Here is a 20207-nt window from a genome sequence, read left to right on the forward strand (position 1 = left end):
GTAGAAGGTGGATTCACGCCAGCCGGTCGGGGCTAGACGGGGATGCGTTTGCCGAAAAGCGGGTGGTTGTCGAGCGCCGAGTTGTGGGGCATCTCGTCGATGGCCTTCTGGTTCTCGTCGGTCGCCTCGGTGTTGATGTCGGTCTGGCCAGCACCCAGGGCGGGGTTGGAGTGAGCAGCGCCGGGCACCTTGCCCAGGGCAACCAGCGAGGCGTTGGCCGTGGCCAGGTCGGTGGTGAGCTGAGTGTTGGCGGCCGTGAGTTCCGTCACCTTGGCAGCGGCCTCGATGGCGGTAGTTTCGGCGGCGTCAACGCGGCCGGCTTTGGCTGTCAGGTCGTTGAAGGCGGCCTCGGTGATGAGCTGAGCGCCGGTAACGCCGGCATCGGTCAGCTCCTGATTGGCGGCGGCGGCCTGCTCAGGCGTGATGGTTTCGGCGCTGACGAGGGCGAAAGCAGCGGCCCCGAGGGTGAGTTTTTTACTGAAAAGCGACATAGAATTTTGGGTTGAAGAGGAGTTGGTGGAAGTATCGGCCTCGTCGGCCAGCTGCTGGGCCAGGGCAATGGCGTCGTCGAGCGTGCCCATCACGTCGGCCAGGCCGTTGTCGATGTTGGCCTGACCAATGAAGACCGAGCCGCTGAGCACGTTTTTCTGCTGCTTAGGGTCGATTTTACCGTCGCGGTTGGCCAGCACGGTGCTCAGGAAGACTTCGTTCAGCGGGTCCAGAATCTCCTTCTGGAGCGGCTTGAGGTCGCCTTCGATGGCGGCCTTGAACGAGGCGTTCTTATTGGTGCTCAGGGTGGCGTAGCCCGTCACCTGCTTGATGCCCATCTTCTCGAAGTAGCCCGTGAAGTCCAGGAATTCGGCCATCGTACCGATGGAGCCGAGCATCGCCGTGCGCCCGGCCACCATCACCACGTTGCCGCTGCAGGCGCTCCAGTAACCGGCCGAGCAGCCCTGCTGCACGAAGGATACGAACGGCTTCTGGGTGCCGGAAATGGTGGCGGCGAAGTCCTCCAGGCCGCTCGTGGAGCCGCCCGGGGTGCGGAACACGCCGACGTGCGCCACGATGTTCTCGTGCGCATCGGCCTGCTTCATGCGCTGGCCGATGCTCTTGGTGCCCAGCGAGTAGTAGCCGTCCTCGGGCATCATCACGCCGGCCACCGTGTGCACGGCAATCGAGCCGGCGGGCACTTCGTCCAGGGCGTTGTAGCCCATCATGCCCAGGGCCGCGGCGTGCGGCGTGATGGCGAAGTACTGCGGCGGCTTGGCGTCGGCGGTTGGGACCGGGGCCCCACCGGCGAGGCCGTTGAGCAGCTGGGCGACTTCGGCGTACACCAGCTGCAGGGCCTGGCCTTCGACGAGGAAGGGGGCCTGGAGCATCGCCGCGAGGTTGGAGTTGAGGAGCATCGTTCAGGATTGAATGATGCAAAGCTGCCGGCGCGGCCCAGCGGCGAAAAGGACACAAAAAAGCCCCGCCGGATGGGGCGGGGCCTTTTTACTTTTTCGATACCAACCACACAGCCACCAGCAGCGCCAACAGAAGCAGCAAAGGCAGCCAACTGTCCTGCACCCATCCTTTGCGCAGCCAGGAACGGAACTTGCTTCGTGATTTATTGCGGCGCTTGGGCATAGCAGTGCGGTGTTCGGTTTTAGCGCGGGCCCAATACGGCGTTCACCTTCCGGGCAATACCTGCGTCACCTGCTGCGGTTTGGTGCACGCCGTCCTGTAATGTAGTGGAGTCAGCCAGGGCCCGGCCGTCAACAACTACCGCATCTGCACTGGCCCCGGCTTCCTCACCCACCCGGTATTGTGGCAAGCTGAAGCCCAGTTTATTTGCCTGCTCTCCTCTCTTCCATAAATCGGTTTGCAGGTACACCCGTACGCCGGGGATGGCTGCCCGCACTTTGGGTAACCATTGCCGGTAGTACGCCGTCAGCTGGTCCGGTGAGTAAGTGGCGCTCAGGTAATCGTTTACGCCTGCTTCGAGCCACAGCGTTTTGACTGTGTACGGGGCCAAGCGCTGGCTGATTTCGTGCGTGAGGCTGTCTTGGCGGGCAGCGGTGCCCAGGTGAGCCCCAAGCTGAAGGCTGGCGTAACCTGTCACGTAAACGTCTGCCCGGCGTAGGTGGCGCAGTTGCACTGGCCAGGCGTCGCGGCTGGTGCGGGTGCCGGCCCCGCCCACCGTGCGCGAGTCGCCAAACACCACAATTCCTTCTGTAGTGCGGCGCAGGGGCACCACTGTAAGCGCCTGGCCTCTCGGCACCGACACGCCCGTAATGCTGGTAAACAATACGGGGCCCTGCTCATTGGGCCGAATTTGCGCCCCTTCCACCAGCTCAACTTCGTGCGGGCCGCTGCCCGGCAAACGCAAAAGAAAATGCTGCTCGTCGGCGCTGGCCAGCAGGGCGAAGGTGGTGTCGGCTCGCCCATCCACCGAAGCCGTGATGCTGGCACCCACGGTGAACGGGTCCACGTAGGTGGTTTTGGCGGTGATGTCCAACGTGGCGGCTGGGGTTTGCACCAGGTAGGCGGCCAGCGGATCGTGCCGGGCAGCGCTGGGCGCCTGTCCGGTGCCGTTGTAGTAATACTGAGCGGCTGCCGGCACTACGTCGGGTGCCCGGTGACAGCCAACAAATAACAAGGTGGCAAGCACCGATATACCCAGAACTGTTTTCATGGCTCGAAAGTACGGGCGGCAAAACAAACCCCGCCGGATGGGGCGGGGTCTGTTTTATTAGCCGTTTTTAAGCGAGAAACCTCGCGTGCTATCCACCAGGTTGCCCCAACTGGTCGCGTTTTGCGAGGTACTGAGCAGCGAGCTGACGGCAATCAGGCCGGGCGTGCTCAGGTTGAAAGCGCCGCCGTCAGCCTTGAGCTGGCCCCGGCGCTTGCCGCCGGTGGTGGAGAAGGCGTGGTCCACTTGTTCGTCCGTGACCTCGTCCTTGGAGAAAATGAAGTCTTGCACTGTTTGATCTACAAAGCCGATGCGCGTTGTGCCATCCTGGAAATAGCCCGCGCCAATCATTAGCGGCACGGTGCTGGCCTGCAAGGCCCCGGCCAGCACCGTGCCGTTGGGCGCGTAGGGCGTGAGCGTGCCCGCGTTCACGTCCCCAATCCAGGCCTTAACAGGCTGGCCGATTACGGCCTTAATGGCCAACCAGTAGGGCTTGTTCAGGGCTAGGGTCACGCCCAAACTGTCGTCAAACCGTTGTCCTTGATTCGTGCGATACGACGCGCGCAGCACCCGCTCAGCACTTCCACCTACCGGCTCGTAGATAAAGAAGCCGGCCGTGGAGTCGTCGCCGTTCTGCACGCGCAAAATGCCCGCCAGCACCATGGACAATTGGGTGTAGTTCGAAATCGTGAACACGCCGGACATGAAAAAGGCGCTGGTTGCCAGACCCACGCTGTTGGCCAGTTCGATGTATTTGTTGTTGGCGCTGGTTTTGGCCGCGTAGTAGGGCCCGGCACCGCTGCCGTCCTCGGGTGGCGTGGTGGTTGGGGGCGCGTAATCCAAGTTTTGCCGGTAGGCCGGGTTGGCCAGCGTTAGGCCCGCCGCCTGGGCCACGCCCTGGGCGGCCAGTTCCCCTACGACGCCCGCCCCGCCGTGCCCGTTGGTTCCGCCCGACCCCGTAAAGTGCACCCCGTCATAGCTGAAGGTCGGGTCCGTGGGGTAGCTGGATTGGAACACGCGCAGCTGGCTGCTGGCCAGCGGCTTGACGTCGAAATCGCCGCTGTTGTCGTTCTGAATGCCGGTGTTAACGTTTTGACGGGTGGCGTCTTGGGTGGCAATCGCGTAGCTGTCGTTGCGGTTGACGTAGGGGATGGGCACCGTCCGGGTCTTGGCTGCGTTCACGCTCTTCGCCGCCTGGGCCAAGGCTTTCAGGTCGGCCACCTCCTGCGCCGCGCTCCGGCCAAACTGGTTGGTGATGCCGTTGCCGCCCGGGAAGCCCAGCACCACGATGACCTGCGAGTACTTGCTAAAGTCCAGGTAGCCCTTCAACTCGTCGAGCCGGTTGGTCAACACCCAGCCGGGCGATTTGCCCGCATAGCCCAGGTTCACCGTTTCCCAGGCGCTGTCCAATGCCAGGCGATCAACCATGACGTCCCACCAGCCCGGCCCGGTGTTGCCGGTGTAGCCCGTGGTGGCCCCCGGCGTGTTGGTGTCGCGCATGGTGCTGTCGCCGGTGCCGATCAGCAATTTGCGGCCGGCAACTGCTGCCGCGTTGACCGTCACCAGTACGGCATCATCCAGCGATACCGCACCGTGGTTGTCGGTGGTGATGAGGTGGAAGGTGTAGGCACCGGCAATCAGCCCGCTCACCGTGGGCGTGGCCACGGTTTTACTGCTGAAGGTGGCGCTGTTGGGCCCGCTGCTCTGGCTCCAAGAGTACGTGATGGTGTCGCCTGGGTCAGGGTCACTGCCACTGCCTTGCAGCTGCGCGGCGTTGGTGGGCAGCTGCACCGTAGTGTCGCTACCGGCATTGGCCACCGGCAGCTGGTTGACGGCGACGGCGGCAATGGACGGGCTACCGGCCCAGATGCTGGCGGTGCGGCCGGTGGCGGCCTTCACGCGGTACTGCCACTCGCTGGCGGCGTGGGCCCCGCTATCCACGCCGATGGCGGCGTAGGCCAGCACAGTGCCCGTACCGCCGTGGCGATACTCCAGGTCGGCCGTGCCGTAGCTCGGGTGCGAGGCCGAGAGGATGCGCGAGGTGACGTCGAAGGCCACGTCCGGCGCGTCCGGCGTGATGGTAGGATCGGGCGTGGTAGTCGCGGCCTGAATCGTGACCGTTACTTCGGCCGTCGTGAAGAGTCCCTCGGCATCGATGGCCTTGGCCGTGATGGGGAAGCCACCGGCCGTACTCGGCACGGTCATGCTGGCCGAGTACTGGTTGCCGTTCTTGACGCCCAGGGCAATTACGCCGCCCACGGCGTTGAGCCACTGCAGCGACTGCACGGCCTTGTCGTCGGTGGCCACCGCCACCAGGGCCAGCGTGGCCCCAGCCGTCACCAGCACGCCCGGGGCGGGGCTGCTGATGGTCACGTCGGGGGCGGCGTTGGCCACCACGGCCGGGCCGGTGAAGCGCTCGGTGCTCCGGAGCACGCCGCCGGCCGGCCGGCTGCCGCTCTCGGCGACGCGCACGGCCACGGCCCCGATTTCAATCGTGCCGGCCAAGCCGCGGATGTAGATGCGCTTGGCCAGCAGGTAGGCGTTCTGGCTGGTGAGGGGCTGGAAGCCGGTGAGCAGCGGGAAGCCCGTGGCCTCGTACTCCTCCAGGGTTTCGTAGCCGGGCACCACGTCGAAGGAGAAGGTATTGGCCTCGTCGTTCACGAAGCCATTGGCTGGGGCCCCGGGCGCGACCGTGGTGCCCAGGCCCATCACCTTGCGCATCATGAACTCCTCGAAGCTGCGGCGCGTGGGCAGGGCGGGGTGAATGCCGAACTCGTTCAGGGCAATCGGGGTGTAGCCCACGGCGGCCAGCATCTCGCTGAGCACGCGCTGCGACATGGTGGCCACCGTGCTCGTGCCGGTGGTGTCGAGCACCTGCACCGCGGCCGGCACCTCCAGCACCACTTCCCAATAGGCCGTGTTGCCGGTCGGTGCCACGGAGGCGTTGAACGAGGACTTGGCCCGCACGATGCGGCGCTTATCGACCAGGTAGAAGCAATCCTGCGTGACGGGCTGGGGCACGTCGCTGGTGCCGCGGAAGAGGCGCAGGCGGCCGGCTTCGTCGAGCGTGCCCTGGGCCCCGGCCGGGGCGAAGGTGGCCCGGATATCCTCCGCGAAGGCCCGGAACGTGGCCTCAGTGATGTTTTGAAACTCGTTGTCGGCGAACACCGCCTGGTACTTGCTGGAGAATTCTTCGGGTAACATATAGTCGATAGCTTATAAAATAGTGAAGGCCACGCGGAAGCCCGAGCGCACCACGACGGTTTGGCCGGCCTCGGCCACGCCCATCAGCTTGCCGGCCCGGTCGCGGATTTCCACGCGCCCGCCGGGCACGGTGCCCAGCTGCACGCTGCCCTCCAGGCCCACGCCGCTCACCTGCCAGGTGCCCAGGTAGGGCCGGGCCCGGCGGGGCGTCTCGCCGGTCAGCGTCCAGTCGTAGTTGTTGCGGGTGCCGTAGTCCAAGCCCGAGTCGTTGGTGTCCTTCCAGACCAGCGGCTGCTCGGGCGTGCCGAGCAGCTGCGTCTCGCCGTTGAGGTCGCGGTAGAGGGCCACCAGCTCCTGGCCGTCGAGCGCCTCCAGGCCGGCGGCCAGGGCCCCCGAGTGGCGGGCCAGCGTGCCGGCCAGGCTCTGGGTGTAGCTGGTGCCGTGGCGGCCCAGGTCCTTCGGCGTTTGCTTGTAGCGCACCGTGCGCCGCACCGACACCGCTTGGTACCAGTAGGCCCCGGGGCGCAGCAGCAGGTTCTCGCGGATGACCAGGCCGCCGGTGGCGGGGAAGTTAAGCAGGTCGGCGGCCAGGGCGTACCACAGGGCCCCTACGCCGCTCAGGTTCTCGCCCGGCTCCTGCGCCAGGTTGCGCAGGAGGTAGTCGTTAGCGTCCGGCATGGAGAAAATCGAGTTCAGAGATAGGTAAAGGCAACGCCATAAGTGATTGACGCACAGCGGCGAACACATCCTTTTGGGACAAAACGCCCGTTTTCGGGGACGTTTTGCGCTTTTTCGGGGACAATTCGCCGGTTTTTGGGGACAGATTCACCGGAAAATTCTCCGATTTGGCCTTCTTTTTTTTGCGCAGCCGCAGGCCCCCGTTGCGCTGCACCGACTTCTTCAGGGTCTCGTAGGCCAGGTCGTCCTCGCTCACGTCGTAGAAGACCATGAAGGAGCGAATCGCATCCTTGATGGTCGAGCGGCGCTCCACGTGCTGAGCCACCCACCAGTAGAGTTCGGCCTTGAAGATGTCGTCGACAAAGTCGTTGAACTGAAACACGACGTAGGCCGAGAGCTTGCCCTGGAGCAGGTCGTAGTAGGCCGCGTTGAAATTGCGCAGGTCCACGCCCAGGCGGGCGGTGCACCCTTCCAGGCTGCCCTCGTGGCGCGCACTCTTCGCCGGCTTGCGCAGCAGCTGGTTGAGGGCGAAGCCGAAGCGGTTGCTTTTCGACAGCAAGTAATCCTCCGCCTTAAAGACCGGAAACTCGGCCACGGTGGCGAGCTTCAGGTGCACCTGCAAATACTTTAGCAGGTGCGGCTTAATGGGGAAGTCAATGCGTTTCACGGCCGCGGGCTTTGGGGTAGCAAAGCTGCCCGCGGCTGGGGGTGGGAGAAAGGACGAGGATAGGGATGGTAGAGCAGCTGGGGAATAGAGGTGCGCAGGGGGCATGTAGGAATTAAAATGGGCCAGGAAAGACGTAGCAATATACCCATTCTAATGCCACGATTAGACATTAGTGCTCAGTTAGTTCAACACATATGTAAAGCCAAATTGTACTCTGGGAGAACGGGAGAGCACATTTCCATCTGAGAGGGTGCTGGCGGAACGCCCCCGCAGTGGGGGCCCTGCTCTGTAAGTGGTCGGCGACCGTTTTCAGATTTTCCGCACCCTCTCAAATCGGTTTCCCCGCTCCTTTCCTTTCCCCGTTTTCCACTGCGCTATAAATCAAAGCAATAGCTTTTTTCGGCCGGAGGAAAGGCGGGGAAATAGGGTCGAAAACGGGGAAAGTTGGGGAAACAGGAGGCGTTTTGGGGCGCTTCGTTTCCTCCGTTTCAAGGGTGTTTCCCCAACTTTCCCCAACTTTCCCCAACTTTCCCCGGTACTATACCAGTTTGAAAAAATATTAAAGTGCTTACTCAGAATATTTTATTTTATTTCTGAATTGCATTAACAAGGTCAAAAAGGAAAGAGGAGGAAAAATATATTTTATAGTTACTTGGCTAGAATGCACCTGCTGACCGGGCACAAAAAAAGGGCCGCTGGGGGCCCTTTTTGTAGTTGAATTATTCTCCTCCTTTCCTCAGTCCACGGGGCGCGGCGGTGGTGACGGGCGCAGCGATTTGAGGTACTTGATAATGTCGGCCGGGCGGTCGTGGGCAGGATGGCCGTCGAAGTAGCGGGCCGCAATTCCGGCCAGGTGGCCTTCCACGGCCGCAACATCTTCTGGACCCAGTTCTTCGACGAACTGCAGCGTATCGCAACTGGTAAGCAGGTTGGCGGCGTAGAGCTTGGCGAAGGCCAGTAGCTCACGCTTGCGCAGCGGCGCGTTCGTGTCGGGTAACTGGGCCAGGGGGTCGGAGGCGGGCGTAGGCTTCATTTATTTTTTAAGTGCTTTTTGACAGTGCGAACATGAAGGCAGTTTGCTGAGGCTTTGCTACCGCTGGGCGTTTCGCACCAATCACACCAGCCGCGCCCTTTGCCATTGTTGGCAGCGGATATAAATGTGATAGTGAATCCGTCCGGTCCGTCAACGTGGTATTCGACTACACCAGGAACGCCAGTTTCGAGTGGGCCGGTAACAGCAGTGTTACTCATTCTTCCTCTCCCCAATTGGCATCTACATAACCAGTGCCACCGCATTCTTCGCATTCGCCGTCGTCGCTGCCATAGCCATCACCACCGTAGCCGCCGCAGATCGGGCATAGCACTAGGCTTTCGTCGTCGTCCTCGTCATAGGGAGGGATTGTTTCTGTCGTTGAAGTAACAATTTCGTTTCCCTCGGCAGCGGCTTCGCGCAGTTCTGCAGGAGTGGCGGGGGTTTCGTTTTCGTAAGTCATGGCATGAGTGAAAAATTGAAAGCTGGTTAATTAGTCCCGTTGATGAAATGCCGAACCTTATCTGGCGTATTGAGGCCTCCCGAAAAGGCTTCCATTGCGTAGACCATGCCGGCAGCAGTAGGGTCGATTTCGGGATGCTTGGTTAAGTCAGACATGAATGAGGCGCAGGCATTGGCGAGCTCGCCAGCGTCAACGTATTCGAGGGCCCTGGCTTTAGCCCATTCTAAGTGTGCTGCACGTGTGGTTGGCATAAGTTAAAAGTCAAGGGGTGGATCAAAAAGGCATCTTGAGGCGGAAGCGCTGCTCGTCGCTGCTGAACTCCAGCTCGTGGTTATGCTTGCCCTCCGCGTAGCTCAGCAGGTGCTGGCGGAAGGTGGGCTCGGCCAGCTCCGGTAGCTTGTCCTGGTTGTACAGGCGCAGGGCGGCCGACACGGCCAGCGTGGCGTCGGTGGCCTGCTCATCGAGCCAGGCGTGCACCGCGGGCCCGGCGTCGGCCGGTGCCACCTGCTTGTTACTGGCCCGGCGGCTCGGATCGTCTTCGGCTTCTAGGGTGGCCAGGTTGGTGGCCGTGGATAGCTCCACGCCGTCGTCACGCATGCGGTCGTAGTTGAACACCATCGCCGACGTCGGGTTGGGCTCCTCGGCGAAGCGCACGCCCTTGGTGCGGTCCTCCAGGAAGAAGCGGCTCTTGGTGAGGTAGCTCCGGATGGTGGCCGCCGACAGCGGCTCGATGCCTTGGCGCGCGGCGGCCTGCAGGTAAAGGGGGTGCACCTGGCGCACGCGCAGGAACAGCTTGGTTATGCCGTCATCTTCCTTCCACAATTTGAAGTGGCGGCCTTCGATGATGTCGCGGCCAATCATCGACGAGAGCACCATGAAGTACTGTTCCACGTCGTCGCTGGTGTGCTGGATTTGAATGACTTCCTGCACGCGCTCCATGAGCTTATCAAATAACACATCCAACTTAAAAGGGAATTTTAAGCCCGCTTCGCTCAGGATTTCGGCGGTGGTCAGCAGCGTCGAGGCGTTCTGCACCGTGCGGTCCTCGGGGTCCTCAATGCCCAGCACCGTTTGGCAGTGCTCCCGGATGCGCCGGGTGACGTCGGGCTCCCGGCGGCGGTAGGCGGCCATCTGCGTGCGGTACTGGAGCACCTCGCGGGTCACGTGCACGGTGGCCCCGCTCTCCTGCAGGCCGCGCAGCTGGTCGTAGGCCTCGCGGTCGTTCTGGCGCTTCATCTCCTCGCTGAATTCGAGTACTACGCTCCGGCTGAGCAGGGCCGGGTCGCGGGTGGGCAGGTCCTGGCCGCACACCACGGCGCTGCTCAGGGGGCGCAGGCTCTTGGTTTCGTTGCCCCCAGTGGCCCGGCCCATCAGCTTGCCGGTGCCGTTGGCGATGCCCTTCAGCAACTCAATGGTGGGCATGGGCAGGTAGTTCTTGTACTCGTCGAGCATCATCAGCGAGTTGCGGGCCGTGCTCATGTACCGCTGGATGCCGGTGGCGGTGGCCCCGCCCGCCAGGCGGATGGCCGTCTCCTCCGAAAACTGGCCGAAGCACGAAATCAGGGCCTCGGCCGCCTTGCTCTTGCCCGAGCCGCGCAGGCCGTACAAATGCAGCAGGGGGAAGTAATTCCCGTTGGCCTTGTAAATCAGGTCGCGGAACAGGCTGGCCAGGTAGAACGTCACCAGGATGGGGTTGTTGGCCCCGTAGGCCCGCTGCATCAGCGCGCTCCAGTCCTCGAACGAAATGCCCGGCACCTTCACCGGCAGCCGGAAGCGGCGCTCGTTTTCGAAGTTGTCGTCGTCGTCGTCCGTCAGCTTCAGGGTACTAGCGAAGGGCAGGAAGTAGTGGGCCAGGTGCTTCACCTTGCCCTCCTCCAGCAGCTGCTCCAGCGCCGGTACCTTGGCGGCCAGGCGCTCGGCCGAGTGCAGCACGTGGCCCTTGCCGTCGACGTCCAGGTGCGACTCGCTGCGCAGGTCGGCCAGCTCCTCGAGCGTGGCCACCGGCCGCTCCAGCTTGACGATGCCGTAGCGGTCGGCGGCGAAGAATTGGTTTTGAAACAGCAGCCCGTTGGCGAAGGTGGTGAAGTCGCCGGTTGGGTTGTAGAGCATCGTGCGCGGCTGCACGGCTTCGGCTACGCCGTCGAAGTACTTAATCTTGATGTTGTTCAGGTCGTCGTCGTTTCCCTCGAAGATGAAGTTGCCCAGCCGACCTACACATTTTTTAAAGGTTGCCACGCTCACGAAATCGTCCGTGATGATGGCCATCGTGCGCTGGGCCCCGAAGCAGTTGGTGAAGTGGCACACGTACTTCGGCTCGTTCTGGCTGAGCACGAAGTATTGAATGGAGAAGGTGAAGTTGCAGATGCGTACCTCCGCCTTGCTTTTGTAGGTGTAGAAGCAGCCGTCTCTCTCGAAGAATTTGAAATCAAAGTAATCCTTGCGGCTATCGCCCAGGGCATCCAGGGCCCTCATATCCAGCCCGTCCTGGCCCCGCTTCACCAGCTTGTAGCCTTTCTTAAAATCGGCCCACACCTCGCACACGTCGCCGTAATAGACCTGGCGCAGGGTGTCGTTGTCAATCAGCTCCAGCACCTCGCCCATGCGCCCGATGGCCGCGGCCTTGTCGTGGCCCCCAAGCGAGGCATCCTTCTCGCACTCCTCCAGCAGAGGCCCCCGGATGTAGTCGCGGGTTTTGCGCTGCCAGGCCTCCAGGTCGGCGGGGGTCTGAATCTTGCGCTTCAGCATGTCGTCCGGGTCCAGGCCTGGCTCGGGCAGCAGCGTCTCCACGCGCAGGCCGGCGGCCAGCATCAGCTGGCAGTTGCGGTGCATGGCCTTCAGGCCGGCCGGGTCGTTGTCCGGGATGTACACCACGCGCTCGGTGTGGCGCTTGAGCAGCTTCACCTGGTTATCGGTCAGGGCCGTGCCGCAGGGGGCCACCGTCTGCTCGAGGGGAAACTGGTGGAACTGCACCACGTCGACGTTGCCTTCGACCAGGTAGGCGAAGCCGGCCTTCCGGATGGCGTCGGCCGCCCGGTCCAGGCCGTAGAGGTGGTCGCCCTTCACCCACACCGTGTCGGGGCTATTCACGTACTTCCCGGGCTTGTAATCGGCGTCCGGCGCGGGCTCCGTCACCAGGCGGCCGGTGAAGGCCACCACGCGGCCCCGGGCGTCGCGGATGGGGAACATCACCCGGTCCTGGAACACGTCGTAAAACTTCGATTCCGCGCCCTCCTGCTTCTTTTCGCGCACCAAGCCGGCCTTCACCAGCACCTCGGCCGAGTAGCCGTTGCGGAGGGCGTCCTGGTAAAAGCCGTCGCGGCGGTTCTCCGCGTAGCCCAGCTGGAAGGCGTCGCGCACCGGCTGCTTCAGCTTGCGGCTCTCGGCCCAGCGGTCGGGCAGCCGGGTGCCGGCGAAATAGGCCGCGGCGTAGGTCAGGGCGATGCGCACGGCCTCGCGGTCGCGCTGCTCAGCCTCGGCCACGGCGGCGGCCTCCGGGCTCATTTGCTGGTATTCGATGGCCAGGCTGTGGTCGCCGGCAATCTCCTTCACGGCTTCGATGAAATCCAGCTTCTTCAGCTTCATCACGAAGCCAATGCCGTCGCCGGCCGCGCCGCAGCCGAAACACTTAAAGATGCCCTTGGTGGCGTTTACGTGAAACGAGGGGCTTTTTTCGTTGTGAAAGGGGCAGCACGCTTCGTGCTTGTGGCCCCGGGATTTTAAGGTAACGTAGCGGGCGATGATGGATACAATATCGAGCTGACGTACCTGGTCAATAGTTGATTCGGCTAATAGCATGGGGTGGGAAAGAAGGCTAAAGGGCGAGGCTGAACTGGCCCTTGTGGAAGCGCCGCCGGTAGTTATCCCAGCGGTCATAATTGAGGTGGCACCGCTGGCAGAGCGCAGCCAAATTGTGGAAGCGGTTGTGGCCCGGGTCCTGGTCGAGGTGGGCCACCGTCAGGATGATTTTGACATGGGCCCGGGCGACGTAGTTGTCGCGCCGGCCCAGGGCCTTGCCGTTGGTGGCGTCGAACACCTGGCCGCCGCTGAGCATGTAGGTGCCGGCGTCGCGCCCGGTACCGCGGGCCACTACCTGGCCGTTGGGGGCCCCGCACCATTCGCACTTATTCCCGGCTCGCCGGTAGCGGACGAGCCGGGAAATCAGGCTCCACTTGGGGTGGTATAGTTTGAGATCAATCGGCACCAGCTATTCCTCGCTCACGATGGTTTCGTCGGCAATCAGTGCCCACAAAATGATTATGCCGCCCACTATCACGGCTACAATGAAATAGGACTGTTTGCCACTGTTATCGCTGAGCACTGCCCCGCAGAAAATCATGCACATGGCCAGTAAGCAGATGCCGAAGGTTCTCATCAGTTCAGGTATTTAAAGTCGGCCGCGGCCAAGCGTTGGAAAAGGGTCTGCTGCTGCTCCTGGTCAAACTGGAAGGCCAGCAGCACCTGGAGGGGCTCGACCATGCGCAGGGCAATCATATCGAGCTGAATCTGGCACCACTCGTGGAGCGTGCGCCAGGCGGTGCGCTCGGCCTGGGCCCGCAGCGCGGCGCGCTTCTTAGTATCGAGGCGGTAGGCCCGCTTCACGAAGTCCTGGTACACCGCCTCAGCGTTGGCCGGCAGCTTGAAGCTCAGGAGCTGGGGCCCCACCTGCAGCTGGAAGAAAAAGCCCTCGCAGCGCTTGGTGTCCTCGTGGTAGAATTTGCTGATCGTGCGGGCCCCGGCTTCGACCAGGAGCAGCTCGATGGCGTGCTGGCTGACGGCGGGCGTCACCACCGACGTGTAGTTGCGGATGCGGCTCATAGGGCGGCGGCGTGAGCAGGCTCCGCTTCTTCCTCAAGGCCTTGCAGCTCGCGCAGCCGGGCTTCTACCGCTTCCTGGCCGCCGGGGCCCATGCGGTCCATGCCGGCTTTGTTTTCCAGCAGGTACTTCATGTGCTGGAAAATCTGGCCCTGCACCACCTTCACCTGGTTGTGCATCGCCGCCTCCAGTACCAGGCGCTGGTTGTTGTTCAACTTCTCCCACACGGCCGGGGCGAAGTGCTTCTGAATCGTGGCCAGGTCGATGGCCATGTGGCCTACCTCCCGGTAGTACACCTGGTACTGCTCCAGCACGCCCACCAGCAGCAGGCCGATGTCGAGGCAGGCCCGGCGGCCTGCCTCGGTGAGTTGACGGGAAATTTCCAGGTTCACGATGCGCACGGCCGATTCCTTGACCGTGGCCACGTTCATGCCCTTGATGGTTTTGGCGGTCTTAGCGGGCGTTTTCATCGTCGGCGAAGGCTTGAAAATTGAGGTAGAACACGTTCAGGAATTCCCGTTCGGCATGCAGCGGCGGCTGGGCCTGCCAGTAGGCGTACTCCACGGCCGGCTTGAGGTGGAAAAGGGCCGGGTCGTCCCATGCCTTGTCGCAGGGGCCCATCAGCTTGCGTTTTTCCAGCAGCAGCACGCGCAGGTCCATCTCCTTCACCTCGGCCGGCGTGATGGGGTCGAGGCCGAAGCGCTCGTAAATGGCGGTCTGGAGGCGTTTCTCCGCTTCGCGGTAGCCGGCGAATTCGGGCCGCTGCTTCAGCGGGCGGGCCAGGTCGAGCAGGTACGCCTCGCTGGCGTCGTGCAGCAGCGCGTGGCGCTGAAATTCGAAGGGCACCCGGGTGGTTACCTCTACCGAGTGCTGGGCCACGGAGTAAAACTGGCGGGTGTGGCCGGTGAAGCGGCACACGTTGGCCAGCGCGTGGGCGATATCCTTGATGCAGATATCCTCCGGCTTGGGGTTGAACGGGTCGAAGGCTTTGCCCGAGTAGGTTTGAATCCAGCTCATGACAGGGTCCCTCCTTTCTCAATCACCTCGTCAACGGCGACGCTGTAGGCTATCTCCGACGTGACCTCGGCCAGGTAGAGCATGTCCATCCAGAGGTCGTTGAAATCGCCGAATCCCACCGTGAGCATGAAGGTGTCGACAATTTCTACCTTTTGAATGCTCAGGTACTTCAGGTACAGGAAGTCGTGCAGGTTGAAGTATTTCGCCCGCTTCATGTGCGAGTCCAGCGTGGCGGAAATTTCTGCCCATTCGCGCCGCTTGGCTTCGCGGCTGGGGCCCTCCGGTAGGGGGCGGATTTCGCGCTGCACGCGCGAAACGTCTTGAACCAGGTGACGGATGATATCCATCTGATTCACCGGCTTTTCAGTTGCTACTTTCATTTGATCGTTTAGTAGGGTGAAAGGGTGAGAAAGTCAATTCCAGACGGCCCAGCCGGTCATTTTCAGCACGAGGCCGAACTGCTCGCGGCTGAGCACGTGACCGCTGAAGCGGTGAATGCCGGCGGTGGGCCGGTGCGTGGCGTGGTCGTGCTCGGTGAGCACGAGCCGGCTTTTGGGCATCATCAGCCAGATGCGGCAGGTTAGACGCTCGTGGAAGGGATGGAGGCGGGCCCACGAGGCTTCGCCTTCCTCCAGCTCGAAGCCCAGGGCTTCCAGGTCGGCGGCATCGGGGGCCCACACCGTCACCGGCGCGTTGTTGAGCAGCTGGGTGGTTTCCATTAGTTGGGCTGTAGGGTGGCTAAGGTGCGATGAATGGCCGGCGCGATGACCGGCTTTTTCTTCTGCTGCAGGGCGCTGAGGGGCCGCAGGAACACCTGCAAGCCGCAAGCCTGTAAGCGCTGCATGTAGGCCAGCATTTCGGGGCTGTTGGGCTGGGACGTGTGGAGGATGATGACGCCGTCGACGATCATACCGTGGCCTCCTCTTCCAGCAGTTTGACGGTGTTGGGGTCCTGGTTCAGCACGCCGCCCAGCCACCGCTTCAGCCGGCCAACTTCGGCCACGCTCAGCTCCGTTTTCGAGCTGTTGTTCAGCAATTGGTTGAACCGGATCATGGTCATGCCGCCCAGCTTATTTGTCAGCAATTCATCGGTGGGGACCATCGTCTTGATGCCCATCTCCAGTAGTATTTCCTGAAGGCGATTCCTGATTTCCATGAGGCAGTTTTGTAAAGTAATGGCCTACTATTTGTCTAGTGTGCCGCTACTACTTACGTAGTAACTATACAAAAGTGTCAAATTATATGGACAATACCAAATACTCCCTCACCAATTTTGTCAATCCCGCTGGACTATCCATTGCACAATTTTGTCGGGACATGGAATCACGCGGCGAAATAGTGCGAAAGGCAGTCAAGGAAAGTGGATTATCCATCACTGCCGTGGCTAAAAAAATTAATATCTCCCGGGCCCAGCTCTACCTGGACTTCGAGAACCCCCAGATGTCGTTTGACCGCATCCTGGCCATTGGCAAGGTCCTGCGCCACGATTTTTCCAAAGAATTTAAGGAGCTATCCGGGGCCCTGATCAGCCTGGTGAATGAGGAGCCGGCACCCTACGTAAAGGCGCTCGAAGACTGCCGCTCGAACCTGGTCGACGTGCAGAGCCAGCTGATCAACGCCCTGAACAAACTCGACACCTATTCCAAACGCTATGGGCCCCTCGAACCAAGTTGATGCCGTCGTGCGCGCGCTGGAGGCCGCGCTTACCTCCGGGGCCCTGGCCCTGGTCGACGAGGATGGCCAGCCCCTGACGCTGGCCGAGGCCTACGACCGGCCGACGTGGGCCCACCTGCGTGACGCGGCCGATGGCCAGGTGCACGTGCAGGCGCTGCGGGCCGGCCGCGAACTGCTGGCCCCGCGCTACCTGGAGCTGCTCGGAATGACCGATTTTTTTAACGCCGATTGGTAATTGGTTAGATAAATACCTCAGAGCCAACCCTGTTTAATACCCCGGCTCCGGGTACTTTTTAACCTTTTTCTGCTCCCTAACGGGGCGAATCAGCCGAAAAGCGGCCTTTCCAGCAATCTGGAGAGGCCGCTTTTCGGCTTTTTGGCGGTGGGTGCTGGGGCAGGGCCCCCGGCCGGCTTTGTGCGGCCACTGCTGCGCCGCACCGGTTGCTACTGGCCCGCCCGGCTGCCGCCCTATCTTCGCCCGCGCACCCTGCACCGGGTGGGGTGGCACGGCGGCCGTAAGGGCCTCTTCGCCAGCCTGGGAGGGCGGCGCGTAGCATTCATAGCAGCATGGCCAAATCAATAAAAGCAATTGAGTGCCCGAAGTGCGGCAGCACCCAGAAAACGATGGTTCGGCCCGACGTATTCCGCTGCGAGAGCTGCGGCACGGAATACTACCTCGACAACGACGACATCAACGTCAATTACACGGTGCGGCAGCAGGGGCCGGCCGCGCCCCTTCCCTCCCTGCTGGCGGGCAAGAGCCGGGCCGTGGTGGTGGGCGCGGTGGCCGTGGGCGCTTTGCTGCTGACGGGGGCCCTGCGCAGCCTGTTGCGCCCCGCTCCGGTGGCCTACTACCCAGTGGCGCCCCCGTACGGATCGGTAGTGGCCGGTAGCCGCGATGATACTGACAAACAAGCCATTACCTATACCTGGGGCTCCGATGAAACCATCCTGTACCCGGGGGCCGGCGGGCGGCCCGAGCGTGTTATTATCGGCAACCGCAGCTACCGCGGCGGGACGGGAATTTCCCGCGACAGCCTGTTTGCCAGCTTCTACGAGGCGGGCACGGGGGCCGAGCTGCGGAGCCAGCCGCTGCCCCAGCCGGCGGGCCGCTCGACGCCCAGCTTCGCGCTGCGGCGCTTTGCCAACGGCGCCATTTATGCGGTGCTGAACAAGGCCACCGTGTACCAGCTCGACCCCACCACGCACCGCGTGGCAGACGTAACCCAGACCCTGTTCCGGGGCCAGCCGGAGCTGGCCAGCGGCGTGGCCAGCGTGGAGTTTATCGGCGAAAACTACGGCGACGGCTTCACCCTGTTCACCAACGACGGGCGCACCCTGAGCTACTACCCCCTCATCCACCGGGTGTACGGCAAGGACGAGGTGTACGCGGCGCAAACGGGCTTCGGGAGCCTGCGGCCGGGCAGCCCCACCAAAACGGCCTTTACCTTCAGCACCAAAGGCTTGTCGTATCCAGAAGATAAAATCCAACTGATCAAATACCAGTACCGCGACAACGGCGGGGGCCCTAAAAACGCGCCCGAGTTTGAGTGGGAAGACGACTACGGCGGGTCGGGAATTTTTACCAGCGCCGACCCGCACCGCAAGGTGCTCACTACTCCTGGCGCGATGCGCAAGGCGCGGGTGCTGTCGTTTGCCGATTTCACGCCCGGCCGGCTCTACTTCAGCCCCGGCGTGCAGTACTACGATGCTGATTACGTGCTGATAACCTTCCGGCCCACGGCCGCCGAGAACAGCCCCCTGGCGGTGCAGTGCCTCAACGCGCGCACGGCGGCCATCGTATTTACGCTGCCGCTGCCCGAAGCCAACGGCAGCCTCGACCAGGGGCTGCGCACCAGCGCGGGCTTTGTGCTGGGCGGCGACCACGATACGTACGTCATCAGCCCGGACGGGCGCTTGCTTCACCACCTCGACCCCGAAAAGCAGTAGCCATGGCCTTCAACTTCTTTCGCAACCAGCTGGCCATCATCATTGAGTGGGCCAACCAGCAGCCGGGCGTGCTGCTCTACCGCTTCCCCACGGCCAACGACGAAATCAAAAACGCCAGCAAGCTCATTGTGGGCCCCGGCCAGGGGGCCCTGCTGGTGTACGAGGGGCGCGTGAGCGAGGTGCTGGCCACCGAGGGCATTTACAACCTGGAAACGGACAACCACCCGTTTATCACCACCTTAACCAAGCTGCGCACGGCCTTCGAGAGCGAGCACAAGCTGCGCGTGTACTTCTACCGCAGCGCCGAAAACGTGAACCAGAACTGGGGCACGGCCGCGCCCGTGAAGTACCTCGACCCGGTGTACCAGCTGCCGGTGGAGCTGGGGGCCCACGGTAACTTCTCGTTTCAGCTGGCCGACGCCCAGCAGTTTGTGACGGAGGTGGCGGGCCTGAAGGACCTCTACACCACGCAGGAAGCCAAAACGCTGCTCCAGAGCCGCCTGGTGCAGGTGCTGGCCACGCAGCTGGCGGGGGCCCAGTTTTCGTACCAGCAGCTTGATGCGCAGCTGGGCACCCTCGCAGCGGAGCTGCGCGCGCAGCTGGTGGCCGACTTTGCGCAGCTGGGCTTCGAGCTGACGGACTTCCGCATCAGCGGGACGGTGTTTGACCAGGGCACCCAGCGGCGCATCGGCCAGATAGCCAACGTGACCGCCGCCGCGCAGGCCGCCGCCGCCGGGGGCCTCAGCTACGCCGAGCTGGAAAAGCTGAAGGCCCTGCGCGACGCCGCCCGCACCGAGGGCGGCCTGGCCGGGGCGGGCCTGCAGCTGGGCGCGGGCGCCGAGCTAGGCAAGGTATTCGCCGGCCAGCAGGGGGCCCCACCCGAGGGCCCGCCCGCCGGCCCCGACCCGGTGCAGCAGCTCCAGAAGCTCAAGCTGCTGCTCACCGAGGGCATTCTCACGCAGGAAGAATTCGACGCTAAAAAGCAGGTTTGGCTCGACAAGCTGTGAGCAGGCCGGAGCCAGTGCCCACCCGCTATTGCCCGGCGATTCGGCCAGCAGATTTGTTTTGAAATACTTAAAACCAACCACTTATGAAACAAGCAATTGGTGCTTTCATCCTGCTACTGGGGGCAGGGCTGGCCGGGCTGCTGGCCCTGCGCATTTGGGGTGTGGCGGCGGTGGGGCTGCCCACGCTACTGCGGAGCGGGGCCACGCTGGTGGTGCTGGCGCTGGCCCTGGTAGGGCTGGTGGTGGTGTGGTTTGCCTTTTTTAACGACCCCGCGGCGGGCTACAACGTGCGCGCCGGCCGCCGGGCCCACCCCAAGGCCGACGCCAAGCGGCAAAATTTTTCGGGCCTGCGCTAGCCCCGGCCCCCGGGGCCCCACGCCACTTTATTGCGGACACTCACTCGGCGGGCATTTTCCCGAGCCTGCCAACTAATTCTATAACATGGCAACTGAATTCTCGCTTTTGGAGCGTACCATCCTCAAAGCCAAGGGACTGAGCGACGAGCAACTGGCCGCCCTGGGCGAAATGGGGGTGCAGGGCCGCGCCGCGTTTGAGGAGATTGGCACCGTGGTGACCCTGCTGGAGCTGCTGCCCGACCTCGACCCCGCCGTGGCCGCCCGCGTGCTCGAATGGGCCCTGCCCCCGGCCCCGGGCGCCGCGCCAGCCGCGCCCGGGGCCCCGCTGCCCACCATCGTAGTCGATTCGTCGGACGTAATATTCTGTGCCAACTGCCACCACAAGCAACCCAAGGACTACACCCCCGGCGACCTGTGCGTGAACTGCGGCCGCCAGGCCGAGCCCATTGAGCAGTGCTTTTGGTGCGGGGCAAGCGGCCCCGGCAAGTTTTGCCGCAACTGCGGGGCCCACTTTGTGCGCACCGCCGAGCTGCCGCTGGCCCTGCTGCTGCGCCGCGACGGCCTGGCCAAGGACGAGATTCCACGTCGCCTCAACGAGGCTTCGGCGGAGGAGAAGGAGCAGCTGTGGGGCCGGGTGCGCCGAGCGCGTATTTAGGTTAGTCAGTTGATTTTCTGA

The 20207-nt window shown here is 62.9% G+C and carries 25 protein-coding genes; 6 read left to right on the top strand and 19 right to left on the bottom strand.

Annotated elements, in window-relative coordinates; all coding sequences use genetic code 11:
* Positions 1 to 32 precede the first annotated feature (32 nt).
* From EAH73_RS01760 to EAH73_RS01840, 19 genes are all read right to left on the bottom strand, one after another.
* Positions 33 to 1406, bottom strand: a complete 1374-nt coding sequence (locus EAH73_RS01760; RefSeq protein ID WP_140464614.1) for a S49 family peptidase — start codon at positions 1404 to 1406, stop codon at positions 33 to 35.
* A gap of 88 nt (positions 1407 to 1494) precedes the next feature.
* Entirely contained in the window at positions 1495 to 1629 is a 135-nt protein-coding gene (locus EAH73_RS23825; RefSeq protein ID WP_262711068.1) for a hypothetical protein, read from the bottom strand.
* Positions 1630 to 1648: 19 nt separating this feature from the next.
* Positions 1649 to 2677, bottom strand: a complete 1029-nt coding sequence (locus EAH73_RS01765; protein WP_140464616.1) for an SGNH/GDSL hydrolase family protein — start codon at positions 2675 to 2677, stop codon at positions 1649 to 1651.
* A 57-nt stretch (positions 2678 to 2734) separates the two neighbouring features.
* Entirely contained in the window at positions 2735 to 5878 is a 3144-nt protein-coding gene (locus tag EAH73_RS01770) for an SGNH/GDSL hydrolase family protein (protein ID WP_140464618.1), read from the bottom strand.
* Between the two features lie 12 nt (positions 5879 to 5890).
* Positions 5891 to 6556, bottom strand: a complete 666-nt coding sequence (locus EAH73_RS01775) for a hypothetical protein (RefSeq protein WP_140464620.1) — start codon at positions 6554 to 6556, stop codon at positions 5891 to 5893.
* Positions 6543 to 7223 (bottom strand): hypothetical protein, encoded by a 681-nt coding sequence (locus EAH73_RS01780; protein WP_140464622.1) that lies wholly within the window; start codon positions 7221 to 7223, stop codon positions 6543 to 6545. The genes EAH73_RS01775 and EAH73_RS01780 overlap by 14 nt, the downstream gene beginning before the upstream one ends.
* 736 nt (positions 7224 to 7959) lie before the next feature.
* Complete coding sequence (locus EAH73_RS01785) at positions 7960 to 8256, bottom strand: hypothetical protein (RefSeq protein ID WP_140464624.1); 297 nt, start codon at positions 8254 to 8256, stop codon at positions 7960 to 7962.
* Between the two features lie 214 nt (positions 8257 to 8470).
* Entirely contained in the window at positions 8471 to 8716 is a 246-nt protein-coding gene (locus tag EAH73_RS01790; protein ID WP_140464626.1) for a hypothetical protein, read from the bottom strand.
* 26 nt (positions 8717 to 8742) lie between these two features.
* On the bottom strand, positions 8743 to 8967 hold the full coding sequence (locus EAH73_RS01795) for a hypothetical protein (protein WP_140464628.1): 225 nt from the start codon (positions 8965 to 8967) through the stop codon (positions 8743 to 8745).
* A gap of 22 nt (positions 8968 to 8989) precedes the next feature.
* Positions 8990 to 12511, bottom strand: a complete 3522-nt coding sequence (gene dnaG, locus EAH73_RS01800) for a DNA primase (RefSeq protein ID WP_161599415.1) — start codon at positions 12509 to 12511, stop codon at positions 8990 to 8992.
* Positions 12512 to 12527: 16 nt separating this feature from the next.
* Entirely contained in the window at positions 12528 to 12917 is a 390-nt protein-coding gene (locus EAH73_RS01805) for a hypothetical protein (protein WP_140464632.1), read from the bottom strand.
* A 3-nt stretch (positions 12918 to 12920) separates the two neighbouring features.
* On the bottom strand, positions 12921 to 13088 hold the full coding sequence (locus EAH73_RS22955) for a hypothetical protein (protein WP_161599416.1): 168 nt from the start codon (positions 13086 to 13088) through the stop codon (positions 12921 to 12923).
* Entirely contained in the window at positions 13088 to 13531 is a 444-nt protein-coding gene (locus EAH73_RS01810) for a hypothetical protein (protein WP_140464634.1), read from the bottom strand. Before EAH73_RS01810 ends, EAH73_RS22955 begins: the two co-directional genes overlap by 1 nt.
* Complete coding sequence (locus tag EAH73_RS01815; protein WP_140464636.1) at positions 13528 to 13998, bottom strand: hypothetical protein; 471 nt, start codon at positions 13996 to 13998, stop codon at positions 13528 to 13530. The genes EAH73_RS01810 and EAH73_RS01815 overlap by 4 nt, the downstream gene beginning before the upstream one ends.
* Complete coding sequence (locus tag EAH73_RS01820; RefSeq protein WP_140464638.1) at positions 13982 to 14545, bottom strand: phosphohydrolase; 564 nt, start codon at positions 14543 to 14545, stop codon at positions 13982 to 13984. Before EAH73_RS01820 ends, EAH73_RS01815 begins: the two co-directional genes overlap by 17 nt.
* Complete coding sequence (locus EAH73_RS01825; RefSeq protein ID WP_161599417.1) at positions 14542 to 14925, bottom strand: hypothetical protein; 384 nt, start codon at positions 14923 to 14925, stop codon at positions 14542 to 14544. The genes EAH73_RS01820 and EAH73_RS01825 overlap by 4 nt, the downstream gene beginning before the upstream one ends.
* A gap of 33 nt (positions 14926 to 14958) precedes the next feature.
* On the bottom strand, positions 14959 to 15264 hold the full coding sequence (locus EAH73_RS01830) for a hypothetical protein (RefSeq protein WP_140464642.1): 306 nt from the start codon (positions 15262 to 15264) through the stop codon (positions 14959 to 14961).
* Positions 15264 to 15455 (bottom strand): hypothetical protein, encoded by a 192-nt coding sequence (locus EAH73_RS01835; protein ID WP_140464644.1) that lies wholly within the window; start codon positions 15453 to 15455, stop codon positions 15264 to 15266. The genes EAH73_RS01830 and EAH73_RS01835 overlap by 1 nt, the downstream gene beginning before the upstream one ends.
* Positions 15452 to 15700, bottom strand: coding sequence for a hypothetical protein (locus EAH73_RS01840; protein ID WP_140464646.1), 249 nt, complete (start codon positions 15698 to 15700; stop codon positions 15452 to 15454). Before EAH73_RS01840 ends, EAH73_RS01835 begins: the two co-directional genes overlap by 4 nt.
* A gap of 224 nt (positions 15701 to 15924) precedes the next feature.
* Here EAH73_RS01840 and EAH73_RS01845 point away from each other — a divergent pair, with 224 nt between their 5' ends.
* From EAH73_RS01845 to EAH73_RS01870, 6 genes are all read left to right on the top strand, one after another.
* Entirely contained in the window at positions 15925 to 16218 is a 294-nt protein-coding gene (locus tag EAH73_RS01845; RefSeq protein WP_140464648.1) for a hypothetical protein, read from the top strand.
* Entirely contained in the window at positions 16196 to 16453 is a 258-nt protein-coding gene (locus EAH73_RS01850; protein WP_140464650.1) for a hypothetical protein, read from the top strand. Before EAH73_RS01845 ends, EAH73_RS01850 begins: the two co-directional genes overlap by 23 nt.
* Positions 16454 to 16785: 332 nt before the next feature.
* Positions 16786 to 18168, top strand: a complete 1383-nt coding sequence (locus EAH73_RS01855; RefSeq protein WP_140464652.1) for a hypothetical protein — start codon at positions 16786 to 16788, stop codon at positions 18166 to 18168.
* Positions 18169 to 18170: 2 nt separating this feature from the next.
* Positions 18171 to 19175 carry an SPFH domain-containing protein gene (locus EAH73_RS01860; RefSeq protein WP_140464654.1) on the top strand — a complete coding sequence of 335 codons (1005 nt, stop codon included), beginning with the start codon at positions 18171 to 18173 and terminating at the stop codon, positions 19173 to 19175.
* Between the two features lie 83 nt (positions 19176 to 19258).
* Complete coding sequence (locus EAH73_RS22960; protein ID WP_161599418.1) at positions 19259 to 19531, top strand: hypothetical protein; 273 nt, start codon at positions 19259 to 19261, stop codon at positions 19529 to 19531.
* 85 nt (positions 19532 to 19616) lie between these two features.
* Complete coding sequence (locus tag EAH73_RS01870) at positions 19617 to 20186, top strand: hypothetical protein (protein WP_140464656.1); 570 nt, start codon at positions 19617 to 19619, stop codon at positions 20184 to 20186.
* Positions 20187 to 20207: the final 21 nt, after the last annotated feature.

It is taken from the genome of Hymenobacter nivis, from assembly GCF_006439025.1.
Taxonomy (GTDB): Bacteria; Bacteroidota; Bacteroidia; order Cytophagales; family Hymenobacteraceae; genus Hymenobacter; species Hymenobacter nivis_A.